Annotated in this window: 19 protein-coding genes; 10 read left to right on the top strand and 9 right to left on the bottom strand. The window is 67.5% G+C overall.

From position 1 onward, the window contains the following. Window positions 1-68: 68 nt before the first annotated feature. Window positions 69-662, bottom strand: coding sequence for a helix-turn-helix transcriptional regulator (locus tag ETD96_RS04205; protein WP_138634324.1), 594 nt, complete (start codon window positions 660-662; stop codon window positions 69-71). Window positions 663-755: 93 nt separating this feature from the next. On the opposite strand from ETD96_RS04205, the gene ETD96_RS04200 reads away from it, so the two are divergent. Together ETD96_RS04200 and ETD96_RS04195 are read left to right on the top strand one after the other, a co-directional pair. Next, window positions 756-1,814: an NAD(P)/FAD-dependent oxidoreductase gene (locus tag ETD96_RS04200; RefSeq protein WP_138634321.1), complete on the top strand. Its 1,059-nt coding sequence runs from the start codon at window positions 756-758 to the stop codon at window positions 1,812-1,814. Between the two features lie 107 nt (window positions 1,815-1,921). After that, window positions 1,922-3,499, top strand: a complete 1,578-nt coding sequence (locus ETD96_RS04195) for an MFS transporter (protein ID WP_205719103.1) — start codon at window positions 1,922-1,924, stop codon at window positions 3,497-3,499. 184 nt (window positions 3,500-3,683) lie between these two features. On the opposite strand, the gene ETD96_RS04190 is transcribed toward ETD96_RS04195, so the two are convergent. The 3 genes from ETD96_RS04190 to ETD96_RS04180 all read right to left on the bottom strand — a co-directional run bounded on the left by ETD96_RS04190 (window position 3,684) and on the right by ETD96_RS04180 (window position 5,338). After that, window positions 3,684-4,241: a redoxin domain-containing protein gene (locus tag ETD96_RS04190; RefSeq protein WP_138634315.1), complete on the bottom strand. Its 558-nt coding sequence runs from the start codon at window positions 4,239-4,241 to the stop codon at window positions 3,684-3,686. 30 nt (window positions 4,242-4,271) lie between these two features. Further along, window positions 4,272-4,577, bottom strand: coding sequence for a globin family protein (locus ETD96_RS04185; RefSeq protein ID WP_138634312.1), 306 nt, complete (start codon window positions 4,575-4,577; stop codon window positions 4,272-4,274). A 218-nt stretch (window positions 4,578-4,795) separates the two neighbouring features. Next, the gene (locus ETD96_RS04180; protein ID WP_138634309.1) at window positions 4,796-5,338 is read right to left on the bottom strand and encodes a carboxymuconolactone decarboxylase family protein; all 543 of its coding nucleotides are present in this window, start codon (window positions 5,336-5,338) and stop codon (window positions 4,796-4,798) included. A gap of 107 nt (window positions 5,339-5,445) precedes the next feature. On the opposite strand from ETD96_RS04180, the gene ETD96_RS04175 reads away from it, so the two are divergent. Together ETD96_RS04175 and ETD96_RS04170 are read left to right on the top strand one after the other, a co-directional pair. Continuing rightward, on the top strand, window positions 5,446-6,042 hold the full coding sequence (locus ETD96_RS04175; RefSeq protein WP_138634306.1) for a MarR family winged helix-turn-helix transcriptional regulator: 597 nt from the start codon (window positions 5,446-5,448) through the stop codon (window positions 6,040-6,042). Window positions 6,043-6,150: 108 nt separating this feature from the next. After that, window positions 6,151-7,602 (top strand): catalase, encoded by a 1,452-nt coding sequence (locus ETD96_RS04170; RefSeq protein WP_138634398.1) that lies wholly within the window; start codon window positions 6,151-6,153, stop codon window positions 7,600-7,602. A 620-nt stretch (window positions 7,603-8,222) separates the two neighbouring features. Here ETD96_RS04170 and ETD96_RS04165 read toward each other — a convergent pair. Further along, entirely contained in the window at window positions 8,223-9,380 is a 1,158-nt protein-coding gene (locus tag ETD96_RS04165; protein ID WP_205719101.1) for an ATP-binding protein, read from the bottom strand. A gap of 38 nt (window positions 9,381-9,418) precedes the next feature. Beyond that, window positions 9,419-10,084 carry a response regulator transcription factor gene (locus tag ETD96_RS04160; RefSeq protein ID WP_138634300.1) on the bottom strand — a complete coding sequence of 222 codons (666 nt, stop codon included), beginning with the start codon at window positions 10,082-10,084 and terminating at the stop codon, window positions 9,419-9,421. Between the two features lie 233 nt (window positions 10,085-10,317). Between ETD96_RS04160 and ETD96_RS04155 the strand changes: the two genes are divergently transcribed. The 5 genes from ETD96_RS04155 to ETD96_RS44395 all read left to right on the top strand — a co-directional run bounded on the left by ETD96_RS04155 (window position 10,318) and on the right by ETD96_RS44395 (window position 14,860). Then, on the top strand, window positions 10,318-10,833 hold the full coding sequence (locus ETD96_RS04155) for a hypothetical protein (protein ID WP_138634297.1): 516 nt from the start codon (window positions 10,318-10,320) through the stop codon (window positions 10,831-10,833). 72 nt (window positions 10,834-10,905) lie between these two features. Next, window positions 10,906-11,970: an efflux RND transporter periplasmic adaptor subunit gene (locus tag ETD96_RS04150; protein WP_138634294.1), complete on the top strand. Its 1,065-nt coding sequence runs from the start codon at window positions 10,906-10,908 to the stop codon at window positions 11,968-11,970. Beyond that, window positions 11,967-12,704 carry an ABC transporter ATP-binding protein gene (locus tag ETD96_RS04145; protein WP_138634291.1) on the top strand — a complete coding sequence of 246 codons (738 nt, stop codon included), beginning with the start codon at window positions 11,967-11,969 and terminating at the stop codon, window positions 12,702-12,704. The genes ETD96_RS04150 and ETD96_RS04145 overlap by 4 nt, the downstream gene beginning before the upstream one ends. Before the next feature lie 98 nt (window positions 12,705-12,802). Next, the gene (locus ETD96_RS04140) at window positions 12,803-13,969 is read left to right on the top strand and encodes an ABC transporter permease (protein ID WP_240807195.1); all 1,167 of its coding nucleotides are present in this window, start codon (window positions 12,803-12,805) and stop codon (window positions 13,967-13,969) included. Window positions 13,970-14,695: 726 nt separating this feature from the next. Next, window positions 14,696-14,860, top strand: coding sequence for a hypothetical protein (locus ETD96_RS44395; RefSeq protein WP_171068848.1), 165 nt, complete (start codon window positions 14,696-14,698; stop codon window positions 14,858-14,860). Window positions 14,861-14,905: 45 nt separating this feature from the next. Here ETD96_RS44395 and hemC read toward each other — a convergent pair whose 3' ends face one another. The 3 genes from hemC to ETD96_RS04125 all read right to left on the bottom strand — a co-directional run bounded on the left by hemC (window position 14,906) and on the right by ETD96_RS04125 (window position 17,601). Then, complete coding sequence (gene hemC, locus ETD96_RS04135) at window positions 14,906-15,775, bottom strand: hydroxymethylbilane synthase (protein ID WP_240807201.1); 870 nt, start codon at window positions 15,773-15,775, stop codon at window positions 14,906-14,908. A 270-nt stretch (window positions 15,776-16,045) separates the two neighbouring features. Then, window positions 16,046-17,416, bottom strand: a complete 1,371-nt coding sequence (locus ETD96_RS04130; protein ID WP_171068852.1) for a glutamyl-tRNA reductase — start codon at window positions 17,414-17,416, stop codon at window positions 16,046-16,048. After that, complete coding sequence (locus tag ETD96_RS04125; RefSeq protein WP_138634282.1) at window positions 17,413-17,601, bottom strand: hypothetical protein; 189 nt, start codon at window positions 17,599-17,601, stop codon at window positions 17,413-17,415. The genes ETD96_RS04130 and ETD96_RS04125 overlap by 4 nt, the downstream gene beginning before the upstream one ends. 65 nt (window positions 17,602-17,666) lie before the next feature. Here ETD96_RS04125 and ETD96_RS04120 point away from each other — a divergent pair, with 65 nt between their 5' ends. Beyond that, window positions 17,667-18,248, top strand: coding sequence for a protoglobin domain-containing protein (locus tag ETD96_RS04120; protein WP_138634279.1), 582 nt, complete (start codon window positions 17,667-17,669; stop codon window positions 18,246-18,248). The last annotated feature ends 22 nt before the right edge of the window (window positions 18,249-18,270 follow it).

Below are 18,270 nucleotides of genomic sequence, written 5' to 3'. Positions count from 1 at the left end.
CGCCCGGCGTCAGCGTGTTTCGAAATGCGCAAGGCGATGAGCGGCCGGACTGTGCGATACGCAAACGATCAGGGTGCCGAGCGGTTCGCTTTCCCAAGGTCCTCGCCGCGCTGGTGGCCGCGGCGGGCATCGCGGTCGAAGATGCCCAGGATCTCGCATGGCCCACCCTCGGCGCCGATGGCGTGCGGGAGCATCGTGGGGAACTCCGCCGCCTGATTGGTCTCAACCCGGAGGCGCCGGTCGCCTAGGAGCAGCATCGCGGTGCCGGACAGGACGACGAACCACTCGCGGCCCGGGTGGGCGCGCATGCGTGAGGGATTGTCGGGGGGCGGGGCGGTCATGCGCTGTCGTAGGACGGTCATGCCGGGTTCTGCCTTGATGGGCCAGCGCATCAGCCCGTGGGCTCCGTCGATCATTGGATTGGAGACGACGTCATCCGTGGCGGTCTCGACGAGTTGGTCGAGGGAGGTGTCTAGGGCACGGGCGAGGGTGACGAGTTGGTCTAGGGCCAGGCGCCGTTGACCGTTCTCGATGCGGCTGAGCGTGGACTGGCTGACCTTGGCGCGGGCGGCCAACTCCTCCAGGGACCAGCCCTGGGCCACGCGCAGGGCGCGGATGCGTTTGCGTACCAGGCTGTCGAGCTCACCATTGTCTTGCGTCATACGCAACAGTGTATGCCTTTATAGCAAGGCATGGATAGAGTCGTTAGTGCTCGGCCCACAACGAGTCGGGAAGTAGCAGAAGAGGTTGACGACATGCCTGCGTCGCAGAGCGCATACAGGAGTGATGAGTTGCCGGGCAAGACCGTTGACGCCGTGGTGGTCGGCGGCGGCGCTGCCGGGCTGAACGGCGCGCTGATGTTGGCCCGTTCGCGCCGCTCGGTCGTTGTGGTCGACAGCGGCACCCCGCGTAACGCGCCAGCCGAGGGCGTGCACGGACTGCTTGGCTTGGACGGGACTCCGCCAGCCGAGCTGCTGGAACGGGGCCGTGACGAAGTTCGCCGCTTCGGTGGCACTGTGCAAAGCGGTGAGGTAGTTAAGGCCGCTGCCGATCCGTCCGCCGGCGGGGACCTGCGCTTCAGTGTCGCCCTAGCCGACGGCGGCACCCTGCGCGCACGACGCCTCCTGGTCGCCACAGGTTCGCGGGACGTTCTGCCTGACGTTTCCGGGCTGGCCGAGCACTGGGGGCACAGCGTGGTGCACTGCCCCTACTGCCATGGCTGGGAGGTACGCGACGAGCCCATCGGTGTCCTTGCGGTTGGCCCGACTTCCATCCACCAGGCAATACTGTTCCGCCAGTTGACCGACAACCTGGTCTACTTCACCAGCGGTACCCGCCTTGACAGGGACACCCGGGAGCGCTTCGCCGCCCGCAACATCTGTCTCGTCGACACCCCCGTCGACGAAGTCGTGACGGCCGAGGGCGGCGGTATCGCTGGCGTCCGCCTGACGGACGGTCGGCTCATCCGTCGCCGCGTCCTCGCCGTCGCGACCACCATGCAGGCGCGCACCGAGGGGCTGGAGGATCTGGGACTGCCAATGCAGGACCTGCCCAACGGGATGGGCCGCCACTTCGCCACCGGTATGGCCGGCACTACCCAGGTGCGCGGCGTGTGGGTGGCCGGTAACGCCACTGATCTGACCGCACAGGTCGGCGCCTCGGCAGCAGCTGGCGCTCTGGCCGGCGCCCATATGAATGCCGACCTGGCCACCGCCGACACCGAGGCGGCCCTCACCACCGTACACCGCGACATCGCTCACACCCGGCCGCCGGCGCGTTCACCGGCCCGCACCCGCTGCATTCCAATCGCCTAAGCGGGGTGAGGCCCACCCCTTCGGCGCTGGTGTTTCAGCTCTGCTCCGGCGCCGATACCCGCATGTCCTGTTGAGAGGAATTTATGAGTGCAAACCGACCTGGCCAGGTGAACGCCGAGCCGAGCAGCCTCCCTGCCGAGGGCGTGCTCGACGCGCGTCAGCGTCGCACGATCCTGATCGCCGTCTGTATCGCGTTGATGGCCGTCATCGCCTCGGTGTCTGGACTCAACGTCGCCCAGCCCGACCTCGCCATCGCCTTCGGCGCCTCGCAGAGCACGATCCTGTGGATCATCAACATCTACACCCTCAGCCTGGCCGCACTCTTGCTGCCGCTCGGCGCGATCGGCGACCGCTTCGGCCGCAAGCCCATGCTGCTCACCGGCTTGACCGTCTTCGGCGTCGCCAGTGCGGCGGGAGGTCTCGCACCGTCGGCTGAGGTCATGCTCGTCGCTCGCCTGTTCAGCGGAGTGGGCGCGGCGATGGTCATGCCCATCACCCTCGCCGTCATCACCTCCACCTTCCCCGAGGGAGAACGCGGACGGGCGATCGGCGTGTGGACCGGTGTGGCCGGAGGCGGCGGCGTCTTGGGCATGTTCCTCTCGGCCGCCCTGGTCGACGTCGCCACCTGGCGATGGCTGTTCGTCCTGCCCGTCGCACTCGTCATGGTCGCCCTCACCATGACGCTGCGGTCTGTCCCCAACTCTCATGAGGCGTCGGGGCACGCTTTCGATACCGTCGGCGCCCTGACGTCCGTTGTCGCCGTGGCCGGGCTCATCTTCATCCTCCAGGAAGGTCCTGAGCAAGGCTGGACCGCGCCCGCAACCTTGCTCAGCCTGGCCATTGGGGTCATCGCTGCTATCGGCTTCATAGCCTGGGAGCTGCTCCGCGGGGACGCCGCGCTCCTGGACGTGCGCCTGTTCGGCGAGCGAGCCCTGTCCGGGGGCTCGATCACGCTCCTGGCGGTCTTCGGTGTCCAGGCGGGCATCTTCGTGGTCCTTTTCCCGTTCTTCCAGGCCGTCCTCGGCTGGTCGGGGCTGCTGTCCACCCTGGCGCTGATGCCGATGGCCGCGCTGATGATGATGGCGTCAGGCCTTGCCCCACGACTGGCCGCACGCATCGGCCCCCGAGCGACCATGGCCGCAGGCATCCTCCTTGCCGGGGCAGGGCTGGCGCTCATGGCCGCCATCGTCTCCGTCGACGGCGGCTACCCGTCCGTGCTGCCCGGCATGCTCGCCATGGGCATCGGCATGGGCCTGTCGATGACACCCTCCACCGAGGCCATCACCAGTGCCCTCCCACGCGAGCGCCAGGGCGTCGCGTCCGCATTGAACGACGTCACCCGCGAATTCGGCAGCGCGCTGGGTGTCGCCTTGCTCGGTGCACTCCTGTCCTCCGGTTACCGCAACGCCATCGACTCCCGATTGGCCGACATTCCTCAAGGACCGGCCGACACCGCACGGGAAGGGGTTGCCAATGCTCTCGATGCCGCGGACCAGGCCGGCCCCCATGCGCAGACGCTGGTCCGTGCCGCCCAGGAGTCGTTCGTCGATGGCTGGCAGCAGGCCATGTGGACAGGAGTCGCCGTCATGGCCGCCCTTTTCCTCTTTATCCTCGCCCGAGGGCCTCACCGTTCCACCCTCACACCGGAAATCGCGCCGGAACCAGACGACGCGCCTATTCGATAGCCCCGAACCGCGACAAGCCGTCAGCCGGTGGGGTAGCCAGCGAGCCACCTTGCTCACGGCCCAGAAGAGGCTCGTTTGTTCTCCCGCCAGCTCATAGGGCAGGACGCGGGTGAACCCGCAAGATGTTGGCACGACGGCGTCCGGGGACTGTGACCCCGGACGCCGCTTCGCACTCGAAGCGGGACTATGTGCAGTCGCCGCCGGGGACGCAGACGGACGTCGGGGTCACCGACGCCTCGGCATTGCGTGGCGCCCGGCCTTCGTCGATAAGGCGGGCGACGGCCGCGGCGATGGTCATGTCGTCCAGTGCGCCGAACTGCTGTCCCCGCAGGTTGCCGTCGCGATCGATGAGAACCGTGGTAGGCGTGCCGCGCATGCGATAGCGGGCGAAGGTGACCGGCGTCGGGTCTTCGCCCCGGTGGGCATCCACCGCGACTGGAAAGTGGATCTTATACTCGTGCAGGAAGGCGCGAAGGCTGGTCGGGGTCATGGCGTCATGATGCTCGAAGACGCTGTGCAACCCGATCACGGCGAGGTCGTCGCCGAAGGTTTGAGCCAACCGTACGGCCTGCGGCAGAGCATGGCCGACACAGCCCGGGCACAGCATCTGGAAGGCCTCTAGGACGACCACCCGGCCGCGCATATCGGTCAAATTCAGAGGATCGCTGTTGAACCATTGGGTCGTGGCCCACGGTGGAGCCGATGAGGCAGCCTCATCCACGGACGGAGGTACGAACGACATGGTTGCTCCTGATCATTGCGCGGCGGCGGATCACCAGACGGGGCTGGTGTAGGGCTGGGGCCACAGGGTGACAGCTTTGAACCAGGCTTGAAACATCGCCTCGACCTGGTCGTCATGGCCGCCCGAAGTGAGGAAGGGCGCACCGTTGCCGTGATCGGATAGATCAAGGCGACGAGGTGGCGCGGCGGGATGTGAGGCACCGAATCGGCCTGGGTCGGTCTTGTTCTTCTTGTCCCACGTGTGGCGCGGGGCGATCGCCTGCTGATAGGCCAGCCAGCGCTCGTCGTAGGGACGGGTGCGGGTATAAGTGATCCATCGTCCGAAACGCGCCCGCACCCGTGCGAGATCCTCGTCGATCGGCTCCCCAGACGGCGTAAAGAAGTACGCGAGAGGACGGGGTGAGGGCCAGACCATCGTAGTTGTATCCGGGGATGGAGGTCGGGCCGCTCATGTGGGCTCCTGGGTTGTATCAGCAAGGCCGGGGTGCAGATGACGCCCGAGCATTCGGACGCGCCCAGCAAATGTGTGCCGGACGCGTCCAGATGCCTTGCCCGCTAGTTACCGGGCAGAGGGACGGGTGGGAAATCGACCTCGGTTCGGGCCACGGAGTTGAAGTAGTTGGTGAAGATGTTCAGCGCGACGTGGGCCACGATCTCTCCGATCTCGCCGTCGTCGTGGCCGGCGGCGCGGACCTCCTCTAGTTCCTCGTCGCTGACGAAGCCGCGGGTCTCGATGACGGCCCGGGCGAACGCGAGGGCGGCGTGCGCCTTCGGGTCGGACGCCTGGCCCCGGCCGGAGGTCTTGAGGTCGTCGGCGCTGACGCCGGCGCGCTCGCCGAGCACATGGTGGGCGGCGTAGCAGTACTCGCACGCGTTCTCCGCCGCGGCGACGAGGGCGATCTGCTCCCGGACGGCGGCCGGCAGGCGGCCGGTGCCGAGCGCTCCGCTGTGGGAGAGGTACGCGTCGAGCACGGCCGGGGACGAGGCCATGGCGCGCATCATGTTCGGCGTCGCGCCGAGGGCCTGCTCGACCTTCTTGAGCAGGGCCTCGGCTCGCGGCTCCGCGGTCGCCGGGTCGACGGTGGCAAGACGGGACATGGGGGTTCCTTCTCAGAGAGATGTGGACGCCAAGTTATTTGGCACTGCCAAACATAAGTTGGCAGTGCCTAGGATGGCAAGACCCGGTCGCGATTTCGGAGAGTGCGATGAAGGACGTTCCAGGCACGCCGCCCCGCGAACAGTTGCTCGTGGGCGTCGCGCGCCTCGGGCAGGCGCTGCGCATCAGCAACTTCCGCAACGCGGGGCCCTACCGGCTGTCCCCCCTGCAGGCGGACATCCTCACGCTGCTCGCCGGGGATCCACGGCCTCGGCGGTTGAGCGACCTGACGGCCATGCTCGCGTCAACGCCTCCGACGATCAGCGATGCGGCCAAGGCCCTGACGATCAAGAAACTCGTCGGGCGGCATCGCGACCCCGCCGACGCCCGCGCCGTCACCTTGACGCTCACTCAGGCCGGCCGCGCGGAGGCCGAACGGCTGGCCCGCCTGCCGGACGAGTTCGCGGATGCGATGTCGTCGCTCGCGCCGGAAGACCTCGCGGCCATGCTTCGCGGCATGAGCGAAATGATCAGGTCATTGCAGGACCGCAAGGCCATCCCAGTCACCCGGATGTGCCTGACGTGCGACTACTTCAGACCCCAGGCCCACCCCGGCACCGATCGCCCCCACCACTGCGCATTCGTGGACAACGCCTTCAGTGATGGCGAACTGCGCCTGGAGTGCCCCGACCACCAGAACCACTGACTCGCCTTGCCGTATGACACTTGGTGTCCTATAGTGCTCATTGTTTCCTCACGAGTGTCGCTCTCGGCGGCACCTGTACAGGGCAACGCACTAGCGCAGGAGGCGCACATGGGTCAGGGACCGCTCACCACGGAGGCCGGTGCTCCGGTAGCCGACAACCAGAACAGCGAGACCGCGGGCGTCGGCGGCCCTGGGCTCGTCCAGGATCAGCTTCTTCATGAGAAGCTCGCTCACTTCAACCGCGAGCGCATCCCGGAGCGCGTGGTCCACGCCCGCGGCGCGGGCGCGTACGGCACCTTCACAGTGACCGCCGACGTCACCAGGTACACGCGCGCCGCGTTCCTCTCCGAGGTGGGCAAGCAGACGGAGACCTTCCTGCGCTTCTCCACCGTGGCGGGAAGCCTCGGCTCCGCGGACGCGGTCCGCGACCTGCGTGGTTTCGCGGTGAAGTTCTACACCGAAGACGGCAACTACGACCTCGTCGGCAACAACACCCCCGTCTTCTTCATCAAGGACGCCATCAAGTTCCCGGACTTCATCCACACTCAGAAACGCGATCCGTACACCGGGTCCCGCGAAGCGGACAACGTCTGGGACTTCTGGAGCCTGTCGCCGGAGTCCACGCACCAGGTGACCTGGCTGTTCGGTGACCGCGGTATCCCGGCGTCGTACCGGCACATGGACGGCTTCGGCACGCACGCCTTCCAGTGGAACAACGAGGCCGGCGAGGTCTTCTGGGTCAAGTACCGCTTCAAGACCGACCAGGGCATCAGGTGCCTCACGCAGGCGGACGCCGACCGGCTCGCCGGCGCCGACCCCGACTCCCATCAGCGCGACCTGCGCGAGGCCCTCGAGCGCGGCGAGTACCCGGCCTGGACCCTGTGTGTGCAGATCATGCCCGCCGCCGAGGCGCCGGACTACCGCTTCAACCCGTTCGACGTGACCAAGGTGTGGCCGCACGCGGACTACCCGCTCATCGAGATCGGCAGGCTGGAACTGAACCGCAACCCCGATAACATCTTCGCCGAAGTCGAGCAGTCAATCTTCACACCGGCGCACTTCGTGCCCGGCATCGGCCCGTCCCCGGACAAGATGCTGCAGGGTCGCCTTTTCGCCTATGGCGACGCCCACCGCTACCGCGCCGGCATCAACGCCGACAACCTGCCCGTGAACCGTCCACACGCGACCGAGGCGCGTACCCACTCCCGTGACGGCCTCCTGTATGACGGCCGCCACAGGGGCGCGAAGAACTACGAGCCCAACAGCTTCGGCGGCCCGTCCCAGACAGACCGGCCGCTGTGGCAGCCCACCACGGTCAGCGGCACCACCGGCCGCCACGAGGCCCCGTCCCATGGCGATGACGACGACTTCGTGCAGGCCGGGAACCTGTACCGGCTGATATCGGACGGCGAGAAGGACCGCTTGATCCAGAATCTGGCGGGCTCCATCTCGCAGGTCTCGCGCGACGACATCATCGAACGCGCGATCAACAACTTCCGACAGGCCGACGGGACCTTCGGAGAGCGGCTCGAGGCCGCCGTCAAGGCCCTGCGCGGCTGACATCCAGCGCTCCCGATGGCGGCGGGCCGCTCCGAACTGGAGCACCCGCCGCCATCGGTATGCCGCCCAGGCCGATCTGGAGTTCGTTCACGCGAGCAACCAGGCCCAGAGGGGCCTGGGGGAGGCGAATGGACGAGTCAGTCTTGAAGGACAAGCCGTTCAAGTTACTGAAGCAGCCGGTACGGGAGGCGTATAGGCGAGTTGCGCCCAACAAGGGCGTGGCCGGAGCGGACGGGCGGTCCATTACCGACTTCATGGCCGGTGAACGCGGTGGATCAGCAAAAAACGCCGGTGCAGCACGAAGGCCGGATGGTGGGTGATGAGCAATCTCCAACCCGTCGACCTCGGCGCTGATCAACTAATTGGAACCGCCGCACCCAGGACCAGAAAGCCTTGGCGTGAAAGACGGTGTGCCGCCGGTGAACGGCTTCGGTAAGCCGTGGGCAAGAGAACTGCGTGCACGGCTTGACGGGCGGGAGTTGGAGACGGAGCAGAATTGGCTATGGTCACCGGGGGATAGTGCAGCCGCTCGAAAAATCGACGGGGGAAGGTTCTGAACCCTGCCGTCCGAAATGCCGCCGCGCTAGGTCCTGCTCCTCAACAAGGAAGCGCCGCATCACCTATTTATCGGCGGCTTTGTCGCCTGTCTCCTTGGTCTCTGCGACAGAGCGGAGGCTTGGAAAGCTGATTCGGATATTCAGGCCGCCACTCGGATTGGCCTGCGCGGTGATTTCGCCTGCATGAGCGTGGGCGATAGAGGCGACGATGGAGAGCCCGAGGCCGGTGCCTTCGCCGCGAGCGTGGCGGCGGGGATGCATTCGCCGGAACGGTTCGAATAGGTGGGGGACGACGTCAACTGGCACGACTGGGCCAGTGTTATAGACCTCGAGCGCCCTGTCGTCCAGGCGGATGCGGACCGTGCCGCCGGGGAGGTTGTAGCGGAGCGCGTTCTCCATAAGGTTGCGTACGAGGTGTTTGAACAGGGTGGGGTCGCCGTCCAATTGTACCGTCGCAAGGTGTGTCTTTATCGAAACGTCACGGTCATCGGCCATGGTCGTGTGTTCGGCAACAATGGCTGCAACGACCTCGTAGGCGTCGATGGGTTCAGGCCGGTCCAGGCCTTGATCGCTGGTCGACAGCAGCAGGAGTCCCTCAATGAGCCTTTCGCTGCGGTCCGCGACATTAAGCAGTTTCTCGCGTACACGGGCCACATTGCCGGGGACGGGGTCGGCCAGGCCGATCTCCAGTGCCGCCCGCTGCACGGCAAGCGGGGTCCTTAGTTCGTGGGCGGAGTTGGCAACGAATCGTTGTTGCGCGTTTACCAGTCGCTGTAGGCGATCGAGCATGTCGTCAAATGTGTCGGCCAAGTCTTTGAGTTCGCCCGGCGGGGCCTTCAGCGCAATGCGGTCGTTAAGATTTTCACCGGAGAGACGCCTTGCCGTCGCGGTGATCGTGTGGACGGGCCGCAGCACGCGGCCTGCCATCCACCAGGCCAGGAACACCGACACGGCTGCGAAGATCGCGAGTGAGATGAGCGAGACGATCAGCAGGTGATGATAGGTGGTGTCCTTGGCGGCGGCCGCGGCCGCGAGGCTGATCGCGTCTGCTTGGGTCCGGTCGCCCGGTCGAAGCGGGATGGCGGGTGTCTGCTGGCCCCAGCCGGAACCATCGGGTGGAACCACTTTGGTGATGGCGACAGGCAGGCTGTCGGCGAGGGACTGGCGCATCACGAAGTAGACCGAGGCGATCAGGCCGCTCCCCGCGACGAGCAGCAGCACTCCGTAAAGGGCCGTGAGCCGGGCACGCGCAGTGATCCTCATTCGCTCGTCCTGATGCGGTAACCCGAGCCCGACACTGTTTCGATCACCGGTGGGGAACCGAGTTTGGCTCGCAGTTTGCTGATGGTCACTCGCACGGCGTTGGAGTTGTAGCTGATGTACTCCTCCCAGATCTCTTGAAGCAGGTCCTCCGCAGCCATGACCATCCCATCAGCACGCATCAGCGCCTCCAAGACCCCGAACTCCTTGCGGGAGAGGACGATCCGGCGACCGTCGCGATATGCCTGGCGGCGCGGGGTGTCCAAGACGACACCGGCTCGCTCGATCACTGGAGGCAGTGCGGGCCGGGCGCGTCGTCCTAGGGCCAGCACGCGGGCGACGAGTTCGTCGTAGGAAAACGGCTTGGGAAGATAGTCGTCGGCCCCTAGGCCGAGTCCGTCGACCCGGTCCCGCACGGTGCCGGACGCGGTGAGCATCAAGACCCGCGTCATCATGCCGCTGCCGACGATCTGGCGGCAGACCTCGTCACCGTGCACTTCAGGCAGGTCTCGGTCGAGTATGAGGACGTCGTAGTCCATCGCCTCGAGCCGGCGCAGCGCCTCAGCACCGTCATAGGCCACGTCCGTGGCGATCGACCGCCCCCAGAGCCCTTCGGCGATCAGTTCCGCCAGAAACCTGTCGTCTTCGGCTACCAGTACGCGCATGTCGCCAAGCTACCCGCTCAGGCATTTCGAAAAGATAAAGCGCCCCGAACCCCTCAGATTAAGGAAACGAAACAATGGGTTCGGCGAAGCTGGAAGCCAAGGCGGGCCAATCGCGGTACGGCACGGCAGGGGAGCTGGACCCGCCTTCTCGGCTCTCCGAGTGACCAAACGGCAACCCGTCATCAGCCACAACCGGTCCTCTCGATCGGACCGACGACCAGGGGAGCAACATCATGATCAGCGACCGGCATCGCCTGCGCGTGCTCGCCGTGGCTTGCGGACTGGCCGCCCTGACCTTCGTCAGCGGAGCATGCGGTGATGACTCCGGCGACGGCGATGGAGCGGGCTCGAACCGCTCCGACGCGTCGGGCAGCAAAGCGTCAACCATGGATCAAAATCTCAAGCTTGCCCAGTGCCTGCGCAAGCATGGCATCGACGTACCCGACCCCAAGCCGGGCCAAGACCCGGAAATGACCTCCATCGGAGGCAACGGCGCCAGCCCGGAGCAGATCGAAAAAGCCATGAAGAGCTGCCAGGACGTTGCGGGTCTCCCGGAGCCCAAGCCGCTCTCGCCCGAGCAGCAGGACAAGATGCTCAAGTTCGCCGCCTGCATGCGCGAGCACGGAATCGATATGCCCGACCCGAAGTTTGACGGCGGCCCTGGAGGGGGAATGAGCGACGCCATGCCCATGCCCACGGACAACGACAAGATGGACAAGGCCACCAAGGCCTGTGCCAAGTTCACTTGATCCTCGCTCCGGCGGAGGACACTCCGATCGGCTCTGAATGCGGCATCGCATGGATCAAGGAGAAACGGGACGATGAAACGAAAGACGGTCATAGGCATCACCACGGCCGTGGTCGTCGCCGGCGGCGGTGCAGGGGGCGCTATCAGCGTGGCAGCCTCTAGCGGCGGGGAACCACGCCAAGACGCGGGCGTGTCCACGGCTGAGGCTCCCGTGAAATATGGCGACCTGAGCGACACCACCTCGGCGGACGGCACGCTCGGGTATGGCGGCCAGCGCAAGATCATGGCGAGCGGCGACGGCACCGTAACCTGGATTCGGAGCCCCGGTTCCACCGTCCGCATGGATGACATGCTCTACGAACTGGACGGTCGGCCCGTGCGGCTGATGTACGGGAAGCGGCCAATGTATCGGCAGCTCAAGACAGGTGTCGAAGGCCCCGATGTACGTCAGGTCGAGAAGAGTCTCCGCGCACTCGGCCACGGCGGCGGACTGACCGTCGACAGCAAATTCACCGCGGCCACGTCCAATGCGATCAAGCGCTGGCAGCGCGCACACGACGCCAAGGCCACGGGAACGGTCGGGCCGAACGACATCGTCTTCGTGCCGGGGCCGATCCGGGTCATTAGCCGGGATGCGTCGCCGGGTGGCCGGGTGGCACCCGGCCAGCCGGTCATGACGTCCTCCGGCACCGATCGGGTCGTCAATCTCAAACTCACCGCCGGTGAGGTGAGACTTCTGAAGAACGGCACGAAGGTCACCGTCGAACTGCCCGGTAACCGCAACGTCACGGCAACTGTACGTTCGGTCGGTACCACTGCAGTCCAGGAGGAAGGGAACGGGCCAGACGGCGAGGCGAAGGTCAACGTGGTCGTCAAGCTCGACGACCCCAAAGACGCCGGGAACCTCAACCAGGCACCGGTCACCGTGCGCATCACAACCCAGACGAGGAAGAACGTCCTGTCGGTCCCCGTCCAAGCTCTGCTCGCACTGCCGGGCGGCGGCTTCGGCGTTCGGGTGGTCGCGCCCGGCGAGACCCGTATGGTCAGGGTCGAGCTGGGAATTTTCGGACAGGGCCGCGTCGAGGTGACCGGTGATGGCATCAAGGAGGGAATGAAAGTCGAGGTGCCCACATCATGACGCCGACGCGACGGGTCCACACGGTCGCTGACGACGGCGGCGAGCCCGTCATCGAACTCGCCGGTGTCCGGAAGGAGTACCCGGGGGGTGTCGTCGCCCTCGCCGGGGTCGATCTGATCGTCCGGCGGGGAGAGTTGATGGCGATCGTCGGGCCGTCCGGGTCAGGAAAGTCGACACTGCTCCATCTCATCGGGAGCCTCGACCGCCCCTCGGCGGGCTCGGTCCGTATCGCAGGCCACTCGGTCACCGGACTGTCCGACCGTGAGCTGTCCGCCCTGCGCGCGCAGCACCTCGGTTTCGTCTTCCAGTCCTTCCACCTCGCCGCAGGCATCTCCGCCCTGGACAACGTCGCGGACGGACTGCTCTACAGCGGCTGGCCGGTCCACACCCGGCGGCGGAGGGCCGCGGCGGTCCTCGAACGGGTCGGGCTCGCCGACCGTTCGACGCACCGGCCGCACGAACTCTCCGGAGGGCAGAAGCAACGTGTCGCGATCGCCCGCGCGATCATCGGTGAACCCGCACTGCTGCTGGCCGACGAGCCGACGGGCGCGCTGGACACGGCCTCCGGCAAGACCGTGATGGCGCTGCTGCACGATCTGAACGCTGATGGGACCACGATCGCCGTGATCACCCACGACAATGACCTCGCCGAGGCGCTGCCACGGCAGGTGCGGCTACGCGACGGTCACATCGTCTCCGACTCGCTGCGGCTGACCAGGACGGGCACTCGATGAGGCGCGTAAACAAGCGGACCCGTACCGGTCTGCGGTTCACCGGCGGCTCCACCCCTTCGGCGCCGAAACCAGGCGAAAGGCTCGCACCAGCCCGACTCGTGCTCACCGATGTGCTGCGCACCGGATCGGCGGGCCTACGTACCCGGCCCTTCCGGGTGGTGCTGTCCGCCCTCGGCATCGCGATAGGCATCGCCACGATGATCTCCGTCGTGGGGATCTCGGAGTCCAGCAAAGCCGACGTGCTACGGCAATTGGATCGTCTCGGCACCAATCTGCTCGTAGCCACCCCCGGCGACTCGATGCTCACTGGGAAGAAGACCAAACTGCCCAAGAGCGCGGAGAGGATGGTGCAGCGGATCGACGGCGTCCGGCATGCCGGAGCCACCGGATCCCTGACGGGTACCGTGCGGCGCTCGAGCAAGGTCGACGAGGGTGACACCGGAGGTATTGGCGCGCAGGCGGCTACCGAGGGCCTGATGCAGACGCTGCGCGGCAGCGTCAGCGCCGGGGCGTGGCTGAACACGGGCAACAGCCGGTATCCGTCGGTGGTTCTCGGCTCGGTGGCGGCACAACGGCTCGGCATCAGCGAAATCGGTGACCAGGTATTCATCCGGAACCGCTACTTCACCGTGGTCGGAATCCTCGCCCCGCTGCCCTTGGCGCCGGAGATCGAGCGCTCCGTGCTGATCGGCTGGGACTCAGCGCAGAAGTATCTCGGCTTCGACGGTCACCCGACGTCGGTGTACGAGCGTTCCACTGACGCCGCCGTCCCCCATGTCAGGCGGCTGCTACCCCGCACCATCAATCCTGAGAACCCGCAGGACATTAGAGTCACCGATCCGTCGTCGGCGCTGCAGGCCAAGGCCGCGGCAGCGGGCGGGTTCACGAACCTGTTGCTGGGGCTGGGGGCCGTGGCGCTCCTGGTGGGCGGCGTCGGCGTCGCCAACACGATGGTCATTTCGGTGCTGGAGCGCCGCCATGAGATCGGCCTGCGGCGCTCGCTGGGCGCGACCCGGGGGCATGTGCGACTCCAGTTCATCACCGAGTCGCTGCTGCTCTCAGGTCTGGGCGGTGCTGCGGGAGCGGTCCTGGGCAGCTTGGCCACCGTTGCTTATGCCACGTCCACCGGCCTGCCACCGGTAGTCCCAGGGTGGGCCATCGCCGGCGGATTCACGGCCACCTTGGCCATCGGCACCATCGCCGGACTCTACCCGGCTATCCGAGCCGCCCGCCTCTCGCCCACCATCGCACTCCAGGCCACCTGACCGGGCTTGAGCCCCACGTTATTCCTTCGGCTCGGGACTCTCTCCATGTCGGCAGCGAACGCGGCGGGCATGGGCTGGCGCGTCGATCCCGGGACAGAAGCCGAGTCTCCCGAGGATGGGGTTCCTACTCTTCGAGATCGAGATCGAGATCGCGGATCCGGCAGAAGGCGGCTAGATCAGCGCGCCCGGGACTTGTCCTGTCGTCAGCGGTGTGGCCCGCGCCCAGGAGCGGATCGGCAGGATGGCCATGAACTGCGGCTTGAACGCTCGATGTCGGCGACGTTGCCGACCGAGACTCCCACCATCAGCGGCAAGCCCTCGGCATCGACAGGACGTGTAGTCCTGCGCTGCAACGAGACCTTCGCCCGTCTGTCCGCCGCTTTCGGTGTCGGCGTCGCGACCGCGCACTGCTATGTCACCGACGGCATCCTGGCCCCCATCGACCGGCTATCAGGTGTGGGTGCTAACGGCGGTGCTAAGCGGCAAGCAGCACCCGCACGGAGTGAACTTTCAGTTCCTGACCGACCCGTATGGCCGGCTGATCCGGGGCGTCCTCGGTGCTGCCCGGCTCGACGCACGACCTCACCGCGGCCTGCGTCCACGGCATCATCGACGCGCTCGCCAGCCGCGCGATCGCCTGCTACGCCGAAAGGGGATACGTCGGCGCGGGCGGCGCAATCGGGACGCCTTACAAGCGCCGAAGCGCAACTGGCTCAACAGCGCAGGATGCTGTTCAACCGGCACCACGCCCAGGCCACGCCCAGGCACGGGCACTCGGCGGAGCAAGGCGCCGCCGCCCTCAAGAGCTGGCGTATCCTGCGCAAGGCCCGCTGCTCACCCAGCCGCCTGACCGGCATCGTCCAGGCGACCCTGCGCCATCACGCCAAGTGAGGTTGGAAAGACCTCAGTGAGAAAACGTCACTGTGCCGACGGGGCTCAATCTGGCTCCCCCATCAACTGGTCGGCCCCCTGGCCGAGCAGCCGGTCCGCGAGGTCGCGTCCGATCTGTTTGGCCGAGTCCGGGTGGCCGCTCGCGGACATCCGTATCTGGCGGCTTCCGTCGTAGGCGGCGACGGTCGCGGTCAGATGCAGCGTTTCATCAACTTCGGCAGCGTATGTTCCCACGGGCGCCGAGCAACCGCCCTCCAGGACGGTCAGCACCATCCGCTCGGCGGTGACGGCCGCGCGGGTCATCGGGTCGTCGAGCGCGCCGAGCAGCTCGATGAGGTCGGTCCGGTCGGCGCGGCACTCCAGGGCCAGCGACCCCTGTCCGGGGGCGGGCAGCATCTGGTCCGGGTCGAACACCTCGGCGATTGCGTCGAGGCGCCGGATGCGGCGCAGCCCGGCGTGCGCGAGGACGACCGCGTCCAGCTCGCCGTCGGTCACCTTGCCGAGCCGGGTAGGCGCGTTGCCGCGAATCGGAACGACATCGAGGTCGGGGCGCAGTGCGCGCAGCTGCGCGACGCGGCGCGGCGAGCCGGTGCCCACGCGGGCGCCGTGCGGCAGGTCGGCGAGCTTCACGGGACCGCACAGCGCGTCGCGGGCGTCGTCGCGGGCCGGCGTCGCGGCCAACGCGATACCGGGTGTCGCGGTCGTCGGCAGGTCCTTCAGCGAGTGCACTGCGAAGTCCACCTCGCCGGACAGCAGCTTGTCGCGGAGTTCGTTGACGAAGACCCCCGTGCCTCCGATCTGGGCGAGCAGCGCCTTGGAGACATCACCATGGGTGGTTACCCCGACGAGCTCCACGGCATGCCCCGTATGCTGCGTCAATGCGTTGGCGACGCCCTGGGACTGCGTCATGGCCATCAAGCTCTTGCGGGTGCCGAGCCGCAGCGGGCGCCTCGCGCCCGTCACCGTCCCGGTGCCTGCCGTAGTCAATGCCTCACTCCGCTCATGATTCGTCTCCGTTCCGGGACGCCGCGCCGCGGGCGCTCACCGTGCGGGCGCTCGCCGCCCGCACGGTGAGCTCCGCCACGGTGGTGGTGCTGACGCAGTCGGCCTCGGCGCATTCCGTCGCCGCCGATGCGGGCGCTGTTGCTGCGGCCCCGCTCTCCTCCACCGTACGCGCGGACGCGCTCAGGGGGGAGCGCCGCTCCCCGCGGCCGGGACGGGACGCGGTACGCCGTCCCCGGCGAGGTCCTCCCCGATGCTGGCGCGGGCGACGGCCTCGGGCGCTTTCGGGTCCAGGTCGAACAGCTCGCGGAGCGCGTCGGCGTAGGAGTCGCCGCCAGGCACGGCCGCGAGCTCTCTGACCCGGACGGTCGGCGCGTGCAGCAGCTTGTCGACGACGCGCCGCACGGTCTGCTCGATCTCCTTGCGGTCGCGGTCGTCCAAGTCGGGGAGGCGTCCGGTGAGCCGGGCCAGTTCGGTGTCGACGACGCCTGCGGCCTTGGCCCGCAGTGCGACGACGGTCGGTGCGACGGCGGTGGCGCGGGTGGCCGACAGATATGCGGCGACCTCGTCGTGCACGATCCGGCGGACGGCCTCGACGGCGCGGGGTCCGACGGCGCGCGCGGCCTCCTCGGTGGTGCGCAGGTCGTCCAGCCCGGCGAGTGCGACGCCCGGTAGGTCGCGGACAGCCCGATCGATGTCGTGCGGGAGGGCGAGGTCGAGCAGGAAGCGGGCGCGGCCGTCGGTGCCCGCACCGGCCGCGGCGAGCTGCTCGGCGGTCAGTACCAGGCCGGTCGCGCCGGTGCAGGACACAATCAGGTCGGTGGCCGCGAGCGTGGCGTCGAGGGCGGTGAAGTCGACGGCGCGCGCGGGCACGTCCAGCGACGTGGCGAGCCGGATGGCGTTCGCGTGCGTGCGGTTGGCGATCATGACCTCGCGGGCTCCGGCGCGGCTCAGCGTTGCGGCGGCCAGCGAGCTCATCGACCCGGCCCCGATGACGAGCGCCCGGATCCCGTCCAGTGGGCCGAGGTGCCGGGCGGCGACGTCGAGGCCGACGCTGACCAGCGACGCGCCGGCCTTGTCGATGCCGGTCTCGTGGTGGGCGCGCTTGCCGATGCGCAGCGACTGCTGCAGGATGTCGTGCAGGTCGCGGCCGAGCGTCCCCTCGTCCTGCGCGAGCTTGAACGCCTGCCGGATCTGGCCGAGGATCTGGCCCTCGCCGACGACCATCGACTCCAGGCCGCACGCCACCGCGAACACGTGCTGGACGGCCCGCTCCTCGTAGTGGACGTACAGGTGCAGGGACAGGTCGTCCAGCGGGACGCCGGAGTGCAGGGCCAGCAGCTCGGAGATCGCGGACACGCCGCCGTGGAACTTGTCCACGACCGCGTACACCTCGACCCGGTTGCAGGTCGACACGACCGCCGCCTCGGCGACGTTCGCGCACTCGTGCACAGCGTGCAGCAGCTTGGCCAGGTCGTCCCCGGTCACCGCGGCCCGTTCGAGCAGCGCCATGGGGGCGCTCCGGTGACTCAGCCCCACCACCAACACACTTATGTGCATGTCACGTGTGCGGCGGGCGGCGGGCCGCTCGCGAGCGTGGTGAGGACCTGCAGTTGGAGCGGGCTCAGCCCCTGTGCGCCGGCCACCTGCTGGCTGAACGCCCGGTACGCGACGGTCAGCCGGTCGATGGCGTCGACCGTCTTGCCCGCGACATCTTGACCGCCTGTCGATCGTTCCATGGTTGACACTCTATAGGACTCCTCACTATAAATTCAAAGGAGTCCTATAGATGGAGGTCCGATCCATGACCGCACAAGCGCCGGCCGGATACACCTACGGCTCGACGCCGCCGAGCCCGGTCACGCCTGACGAGTTCGAGAAGCTGAAGGCGACCGTGCTGCTCACCGCCGACGACGAGGAAGCCCTCCGCATGGCGGGCGACGTCCTCGAGGACCAGGTCGAGGACGTCTTGGACGTCTGGTACGGCTTCGTGGCGGCGCACCCGCACCTCGTCGCTTACTTCGCCACCCCCGACGGCGCGGTCCTGCAGGACTACCTCGCCCGGGTCCGGGGGCGGTTCGGCCGGTGGATCCTCGACAGCTGCCGGCGCCCGTACGACGGCGAGTGGCTGTCCTACGCGCACGAGATCGGGCTGCGGCACACCTTCGACAAGAAGAACCGGACCGACGATGCTCCGTCCGTGCCGCACATCTCGCTGCGCTACATGGTGGGCTTCATCTACCCGATCACGGCGACCATGCGCCCGTTCCTCACGAAGAAGGGCCACAGCGACGAAGACGTCGAACGCATGCACCAGGCGTGGTTCAAGACGGTCACGCTGCAGGTGGCCCTGTGGCTCAGGCCCTACTCGCCCGAAAAGTGGTAACCGACACCTACCGAGACGCGAG

It is taken from the genome of Actinomadura geliboluensis, assembly GCF_005889745.1.
Classification (GTDB): domain Bacteria; phylum Actinomycetota; class Actinomycetes; order Streptosporangiales; family Streptosporangiaceae; genus Spirillospora; species Spirillospora geliboluensis.
Note: the sequence above shows the minus strand (reverse complement) of the source record. Positions and strands in the feature narration are given on the sequence as shown.